We start from the raw sequence: 4,155 nt of genomic DNA, 5'->3' as shown, positions 1-4,155 counted from the left end.
CGTCATCCTCGCGACGCTGCCGGCGGAGAAAGAAGGTGTCGAGGAGCGCTGACGGCGTGAAGATCCATCGATCATGCGTCTGGCCGGCCGTCGCGGGAGCGTCAACGTCGAGGATCGCCGGGGAGCGCGCCTCCCCGGCGGGATGCCGGCCCTCGGGTGCGGCGGATTGATCCTCGTCCTCGGGATCGCCTGGCTGACCGGCGCGGACCCCGGGGAACTGCTTTCGCTGCTCGGCGAAGTCTCCGAAACGGCGCCTGCGGATTCCCCGGCGGGACCGATCGGAGCGCCGGAGGACGAGCTCGGGCGGTTCGCCTCGGTCGTCCTCGCGGACACCGAGACGACCTGGGGCGAGCTCTTCGCCGGGACGGGCGGTCGCTACGAAGAACCCACCCTCGTGTTGTTCACGCACGCGGTGCAGTCCGCCTGCGGTCGGGCGTCGGCGTCGGTCGGGCCGTTCTACTGCCCCCCCGATCGGAAGGTGTACCTCGACCTTTCGTTCTTCGACGAGTTGTCCCGCCGTTTCGGCGCTCCCGGCGATTTCGCGGGGGCCTACGTCATCGCGCACGAGATCGGGCACCACGTGCAGAACCTCGCGGGGACTTCGGACGCGGTGCGCGAGCGGCAAAGGGCGGCGCCCTCGCGGGAGGAGGCGAACGCCTGGAGCGTGCGCCTCGAGCTGCAGGCCGACTGCTACGCCGGCGTTTGGGGGCACCACGCGCAGGAGCGGGGGTTGATCGAGCCGGGGGACTTCGAGGAGGGACTGCGGGCTGCGGCGGCGATCGGCGACGATCGCCTCCAGCGCCTCGGTCGCGGGGAGGTCCAGCCCGACTCGTTCACCCACGGATCGTCGGACCAGCGGGTGGAGTGGCTGCGCCGCGGGCTCGCGTCGGGGAACCCTTCCGCCTGCGCCACCTTCTAGTCAGGCCGCGAGCCGGAACCCCCAGTCCTCGCCGTTCGTCCGCAGGAACTCGGCGAGGCACGACGCGGCGAGCGCGGAGGAGACGACGGCGGTGTAACGGTCGCGGTCCCCGGGTTGCACGACCATCTGAAGGCGGCCGATCGATTCGCCGGTGTCGGGATCGACGAACTCGATCGGCGCGAAGCGGAGCATCCGCCCCGCGGCGCGGTCGTAGTTTGAATAATTGAAGCGATTGGCTCTGGCGCGCACGACGGTTTCCTGGGGATCGTCGTCGTGGAGGAGGAACTGGCCGCGCCAGCGCTCGAAAACGAGCGATCCGCCGAGACGGCGCGGGCGGTCTTCCCGGGGGAGAAGGGGCAGGCCGGTCTGGTCGACGTACGCCCGGGCACGCGCCACGAAGTCCGAAGGAGGCGTCCAATAGCTGATCTGCACGCTCATGACGTCGGCAATGTACGCGGGTCTGCGCCCGTCCGAAATTGACGGGGGACACGCTGCAAATATCAGTTCGCGGCGCGGCGGTCCCGAGGGCTTAGCATCCGGGCGATGACGCTTCCCGTCTGGCTCGCGGTCCTGCTCTTCGTGTTGTCGGCGGTCGCGGTCCTCGATCGCCTGTTGCTTCCGGGCGTGCGCTGGTGGCTGGGTCGCCGCCTCCAGCGCGCCGTGGACGAGCTGAATCGCCGGCTGCACCTGCGCCTGGATCCGTTCAAGACGACGCGGCGCGAGGTGCTCGTCGATCGCCTCGCGCACGATCCGAAGGTGCTGGAGGCGGTGGAGGCGCAGGCGCGCGAGACGCGCACGCCGCGCGACGTCCTCCTCGCGCGCGTCCGTCGCTACGCCGGCGAGATCGTGCCGTCGTTCAGCGCGTACGCCTATTTCCGCGCGGGGTACTGGGTCGCGAGAAGCGTCGCGAAGTTCCTCTACCGCGTGCGCATCGGCTACGCGGATGACGACGGGTTGTCGAGGATCCCGCGCGACGCGAGCGTCGTGTTCGTGATGAACCACCGATCGAACATGGACTACGTGCTCGTCGCGTACCTCGCGGCGGACCGGACCGCCCTCAGTTACGCGGTCGGGGAGTGGGCCAGGATCTGGCCGCTGCAGACGCTCATCCGCGCGATGGGAGCGTATTTCGTGCGCCGGAACTCGAACGACGCGCTCTACCGTCGCGTGCTCGAGCGGTGGGTGCAGATCGCGGCGGAGGCGGGGGTCGTCCAGGCGATCTTTCCCGAAGGCGGGCTGACCCGCGACGGAACGCTCGGGCCGCCGAGGCTGGGGCTGCTCGGCTACATGCTGCGGCCGTTCGACGCGCGCGCCGAGCGGGACGTCGTCTTCGTCCCCGTCGGGATCAACTACGACCGAGTCTTCGAAGACCGGACGCAGCTGCTCGCGGCGGACCCGGAGGCGCGCAGGCCCGGGTTCGCCGGGGCGGTCGCGGGGGCAGGGGCGTTCGTCCTGCGCAACCTCAAGCTGCTCGTCATGGGGCGCTGGTACCGGTTCGGGTACGCGTGCGTCAACTTCGGCACGCCGCTCTCGCTGCGGGCCTGGTGCCGCGAGCGCGGGGTCGAGTTCCGCGGTCTCGACGCCGACGCGCGGATGGCGCGCATCGGGGAGTTCGGGTCGGAGGTCATGCGGCGCGTGGGGACGTACGTCCCGGTCACCCCGGTGGCGCTCGTTGCCTCGGCGCTCGCCTCCGACGTCGATCGCGTCTGGAGCGGCGTCGAGCTGCGCGCCGCGGCTTCGGCGCGGCAACGCGAGCTCGAGGCGTCGGGGGCGCACGTCTACGTCCCGAGGGACGACCACGACTACGCGATCGCGGTGGGCCTGCGCATGCTCGTGTTGCGGCGCGTCGTCGAGGAGGTCGGGGACGGGTTCCGCGTGCGCGACGGGGAGCGGCGGCTGCTCGAGTACTACGCCAACTCGGTGGCACACCTGTAGGAAAAGGGGTCAGGCCCCTTTTTGTTCAAAAGTCCTCGGGATAACGTTTGTGCAAGAAAAAGGGGCCTGACCCCTTTTCCTATCCGAGTTCGCGGGTGATCGCGAGCATGGCGTCGTGGATCGTGGGGCCGCCGGCGCAGATCGAGCCTTCCTTCAGGAAGTCGCAGCCGCCGCGCACGTCGGTGGCGCGGCCTCCGGCCTCGCGGACGATCAATGCTCCGGCCGCGATGTCCCACGGCGACAGGCCGATCTCCCAGAACCCGTCGTAGCGGCCACACGCGGTGTAGACGAGGTCGAGCGCCGCGGAGCCGGCGCGCCGGATCCCCGACGTCGAACGGACGAACCGCTCGAAGGCACGCAGGTACGACGGGAGCCGCGTCAGCTCGCGGAACGGGAACCCCGTCGCGATCAGCGCGTCGTGCAGGTCGGCAGGGCGGCTGCACGCGATCGACGCGTCGTTCCGTCGCGCACCCGCGCCGACGGCGGCATGAAACGTCTCCTCGTGGAGCGGATCGAACACCGCTCCGGCGACGAGCCCCTCGGGCCCCTCGAGCGCGACCGAGACGCAGAACGTCCCGACCCCGTGGATGAAGTTCGTCGTCCCGTCGAGCGGATCGACGATCCACCGCCACCCCGGGGCCCGCTCGTACCCGGACCCTTCCTCGGCGAGCACGCCGTGGTCGGGGAACCTCGCGCGGATCACGCCGATCACCGCGCGCTCCGCCTCGCGGTCGACCTCGGTCACGTAGTCGTGCAGCCCCTTGGTCTCGACGCGAAGCGCGGCGGGCTCGCGGAAGCGCCGGCGCAGCACGGCGCCCCCGGCGTGCGCCGCCTCGATCGCGACGCGCTCGAACGGGTTCATGACTTCTCCGGGATCTTGTGCGCGCGCGGGTGCGCGGCGTCGTAGACGCGCATCAACGCGTCGACGTCGACGTGCGTGTAGCGCTGCGTCGTGGAGAGCGAGGCGTGGCCGAGCAGCTCCTGGATCGCGCGGAGGTCGGCCCCCGCTCCGAGCATGTGCGTGGCGAAGGTGTGCCGCAGCGCGTGCGGCGAGAGCTTCGCGAGGATCGCCGCCTCGCGAAGGCGCCGGTCGAGGATCCGCCGCACGCTGCGGTCGGTGAGGCGCCCGCCCTCGCGGAAGTTCAGGAAGAGGGCCTCGGGCGCGGGCGACCCCGCGTGCCGCCAGGCCGAGGAGGTCTCGAGCCACCGCGAGAGCGCCTCGCGCGCCTTAGAGCCGAAGGGCACGAGACGCTCCTTGCGACCTTTCCCGAAGACGCGCACGACGCCGCCGGCGAAGTCGA

Annotated in this window: 5 protein-coding genes; 2 read left to right on the top strand and 3 right to left on the bottom strand. The window is 70.9% G+C overall.

Going from position 1 to position 4,155, the window contains the following annotated elements:
- The first annotated feature begins 73 nt into the window (after positions 1–73).
- Positions 74–919 (top strand): neutral zinc metallopeptidase, encoded by an 846-nt coding sequence (locus VF139_02940; GenBank protein HEX6850338.1) that lies wholly within the window; start codon positions 74–76, stop codon positions 917–919.
- On the opposite strand, the gene VF139_02935 is transcribed toward VF139_02940, so the two are convergent.
- Entirely contained in the window at positions 920–1,357 is a 438-nt protein-coding gene (locus VF139_02935; GenBank protein ID HEX6850337.1) for a hypothetical protein, read from the bottom strand.
- Positions 1,358–1,462: 105 nt separating this feature from the next.
- Here VF139_02935 and VF139_02930 point away from each other — a divergent pair, with 105 nt between their 5' ends.
- A complete protein-coding gene (locus VF139_02930) occupies positions 1,463–2,854 on the top strand; it encodes a 1-acyl-sn-glycerol-3-phosphate acyltransferase (protein HEX6850336.1) in 1,392 nt (463 codons plus the stop codon).
- A gap of 79 nt (positions 2,855–2,933) precedes the next feature.
- Here VF139_02930 and VF139_02925 read toward each other — a convergent pair whose 3' ends face one another.
- Positions 2,934–3,716: an inositol monophosphatase family protein gene (locus VF139_02925; GenBank protein HEX6850335.1), complete on the bottom strand. Its 783-nt coding sequence runs from the start codon at positions 3,714–3,716 to the stop codon at positions 2,934–2,936.
- Positions 3,713–4,155: tyrosine-type recombinase/integrase (locus tag VF139_02920; protein ID HEX6850334.1), on the bottom strand; the 443-nt coding region annotated here is incomplete at its 5' end. The genes VF139_02920 and VF139_02925, both read right to left, overlap by 4 nt.

This window comes from Candidatus Polarisedimenticolaceae bacterium (genome assembly GCA_036376135.1).
In the GTDB taxonomy this organism is placed as follows: domain Bacteria; phylum Acidobacteriota; class Polarisedimenticolia; order Polarisedimenticolales; family DASRJG01; genus DASVAW01.
Note: the sequence above shows the minus strand (reverse complement) of the source record. Positions and strands in the feature narration are given on the sequence as shown.